Source organism: Bradyrhizobium sp. 23 (genome assembly GCF_023073295.1).
GTDB classification, from domain to species: domain Bacteria; phylum Pseudomonadota; class Alphaproteobacteria; order Rhizobiales; family Xanthobacteraceae; genus Bradyrhizobium; species Bradyrhizobium canariense_D.
In genome coordinates this window covers 1-1,811 of record NZ_JADPJF010000129.1, presented here as the reverse complement: position 1 = coordinate 1,811, position 1,811 = coordinate 1, and the positions used below count along the sequence as shown (strand labels likewise).

Below are 1,811 nucleotides of genomic sequence, written 5' to 3'. Positions count from 1 at the left end.
CCGCCGGCGCTATTCCAGGGCATCACCAATCTCGGCTTCATGTTCTATCCGACCTACCGCCTCGCCGTCGTCGGCATCGTCGCGGTCGCGCTCGGCGCGCTGTTCATCGTCCTTTACCGGACCCGGCTGGGCATGATTGTGCGGGCCGGCATCGAGGATTCGGTGATGGTGGATTCGCTCGGCATCAACGTCTATCGCGTCTTCATGGTGGTGTTCGGCATCGGCGCAATGGCCGCCGGCTTTGCCGGCATCGTCAACGCGCCGGTGGTGTCGCTGACACCGGGCATCGGTGACGACATCCTGGTCCAGACCTTCGTGGTGGTGGTGATCGGCGGGGTCGGCTCGTTCCCCGGCGCAATTCTCGGCGGCCTGATCGCCGGCGAGATCATCAGCGTCACCTCCATGTTCAACCCCGGGTACGCCTATGTGATGCTGTTTGCGGCGATGACGCTCGTGCTCGTGGTACGACCGCATGGCCTGCTCGGCGTCCAGGGCCGCGAGTAAGCGATCTCCCGATGCTCAAGCAACGCCCCTTCCTGATCGAAGCCCTGACCGGGATCGGCTTGATCGCAGCCCCCTTCGTGCTGCCTCATCTCGGCTTCGCGCCGAACACCGTGAACAGGATCCTGGTCTGGGGCCTGTTCGGCCTCGGCTTCGACATCCTGTTCGGCTTCACCGGCCTGCTCTCGTTCGGCCAATCCGCCTTCTACGGCACCGGCGGCTTCGTCGCCGCCTACCTGCTGACCCGCACGGGCTTCGGCAACGTGCTGGGCGCGCTGATCATCGGCATGATCGCGGCGGCCGCGACCGGCTACCTGATCGGCCTGATCGCATTGCGCCGCACCGGCATCTATTTCGCGATGATCACCGTGGCAATCGCGGAAGTGTTCTTCTTCGTCGAGTTCAATCCACTTTCCGATTTCACCGGCGGCGAGAACGGCCTGCCGGGGGTACCGACGCCGAGCTTCGATCTCGGCTTCACCTCCATCCACTTCACCAATGGCTGGTCGCTCTATCAGTTCATCGCGCTGTGCTACTTCGTCGGCGTCGTCATCGCCCTCAGGATCGTGCGCTCGCCGGTCGGCGCGATTCTGAGTGCGATCCGCGACAATCCGCTGCGCGCCACGGCCGTCGGACACAACATCCATGGCTACAAGCTGACCGCCTTCGTGATCGCAGCCGCTTACGCGGGCTTCGCCGGCGGACTGCTCGGCGTGCTCCAGGCCTTCATGCCGCCCGACGCCTTCACCTTCGACACCTCGGGCCAGCTCGTGATGCAGACGGCCATCGGCGGCAGGGGCACGCTGTTCGGACCGCTAGTCGGCGCAACCGTTTGGCTCTTCCTTCAGGACTTCCTGCAGTCCGCGCTGGGCCTCGGCGCAGCGTGGAAGCTGGTGCTGGGTGTCGTGTTCGTGCTGCTGGTCTGCTTCCTGCGCGGCGGCATCATCGGCGGTCTTGCCGATCTCTACCGCCTCGTCTCGAGCAAGCGAAAGCGAACGGATGCGGAGATGGAGCAGGAGGCCGCTGACGCCGAAGCCACACTGCAACCCCCACCGGCACCGATGCAGGCCAAGGAGGTCGCGCATCCCGCCTATTCCGGGCCGATCCTGAAAGCCACCGGCCTGACCAAACGCTATGGCGGCCTCGTTGCCAACAGCGACATCGATTTCAGCGTCAATCAGGGCGAGCTGCGCGGGATCATCGGCCCCAACGGCGCCGGCAAATCGACCTTTTTCAAGATGCTGACCTGCGAGATCGCGCCGAGCTCCGGCCAGATCGTGTTCGAGGGCCGCGACATCACGGGATTGAAG

General features: G+C 64.8%; 2 protein-coding genes. Both read left to right on the top strand.

What is annotated here, in order from left to right:
- On the top strand, positions 1–504 hold a 504-nt coding region (locus IVB32_RS43175; protein WP_247412477.1), incomplete at its 5' end, for a branched-chain amino acid ABC transporter permease.
- An 11-nt stretch (positions 505–515) separates the two neighbouring features.
- On the top strand, positions 516–1,811 hold a 1,296-nt coding region (locus IVB32_RS43170), incomplete at its 3' end, for an ATP-binding cassette domain-containing protein (protein WP_247412474.1).